The organism is Synechococcus sp. CCY9202 (genome assembly GCF_034931685.1).
Lineage (GTDB): Bacteria > Cyanobacteriota > Cyanobacteriia > PCC-6307 > Cyanobiaceae > CBW1002.
In genome coordinates this window covers 1-1,004 of sequence record NZ_JAYGID010000146.1, presented here as the reverse complement: position 1 = coordinate 1,004, position 1,004 = coordinate 1, and the positions used below count along the sequence as shown (strand labels likewise).

Annotated in this window: 2 protein-coding genes; both read right to left on the bottom strand. The window is 66.8% G+C overall.

Annotated elements, in window-relative coordinates; all coding sequences use genetic code 11:
• Positions 1-111: 111 nt before the first annotated feature.
• Positions 112-387, bottom strand: coding sequence for a hypothetical protein (locus VB777_RS17335; protein WP_323250528.1), 276 nt, complete (start codon positions 385-387; stop codon positions 112-114).
• A gap of 25 nt (positions 388-412) precedes the next feature.
• Positions 413-820 carry a type II toxin-antitoxin system VapC family toxin gene (locus VB777_RS17330; protein ID WP_322757617.1) on the bottom strand — a complete coding sequence of 136 codons (408 nt, stop codon included), beginning with the start codon at positions 818-820 and terminating at the stop codon, positions 413-415.
• Between the last annotated feature and the right edge of the window lie 184 nt (positions 821-1,004).

Below are 1,004 nucleotides of genomic sequence, written 5' to 3'. Positions count from 1 at the left end.
GGGATCCGCTCCTCGATCGAGACGTAGGAGAACAAGGAGCCGCTGCGCTCCTGCTGACCTCGCATCAAACCTGGGGCAGTTGACTCATTCTCGCAGAGGAAGCGGGGTTTTTCAGCAAACTCCTAACAGGGCCTCGGCGGCGGGACCGTCGTAACGACCCGATTTCTGGGCCTGCTGCTGGAGGCTGTGGCCCAGCTGGAGCAGTTGCAGCTCGCTGAGCAGATCCTGCTGGCCTGGCACGGCCTGGCTGTGACCGGGGGAGGCCGGAAGGGCCAGTGAGACCGATCGGGCCCGCTGCGGCCAGAGGCGGAGAAGGAGGCGTTGAAGGAGCAGCACAGGCACAGACGCGGGACCCCTGAGGGTTCCGGGCCGGCCTTGGCGGCTCATGCGGACATCGGGCGCGGGCTGCGGATCAACCCACGGTTTCCACAGGTGGTCCGTAGGCCGCCAGGGTGCGATCGGCACTGAACAACCGCAGGCCTTCCACCTGGGCCTGCACCACCAGGAGGCGGTCGAACGGATCGCGGTGAAGCCATGGAAGGTGCTGGACGGCCAGGGCGTGTTCGGCGCGCACAGGCAGCTCGCGGAATCCCTGGCCAAGCAGACCCAGGCGCAGGGCAGCAGCTTCCACCTGGAAATCGGCTCGCCCGAGTGACGACTTGATCGCCACTTCCCAGAGGCTCACCACGCTGAGGACCAATTGCTGGGCCGGATCAGCCAGAAGGCCGGCCACGGCTGCTGGCAGGCGCTTCGGTTCAATGGCCCACCAGAGCAGCAGCTGGGTGTCCAGGAGCAGGGGCAGGGGCTCGGTTCGGGTCACGATGGGCCTGCGTCCCCTGCAGTGGTGTAAATCCCCCGGCATTCCCACCCCGGCTACGCCGGGGTGGGCCGCGCACCTCAGTCGATCGGCTCCACAGCTGACGTTGCAAGGGGTGGGCAGGCCCGTTTCCCTGGTTCGAGTCCTACCTCAACCAGACGAACCATGTCGAGTCACCCCGGGGAAC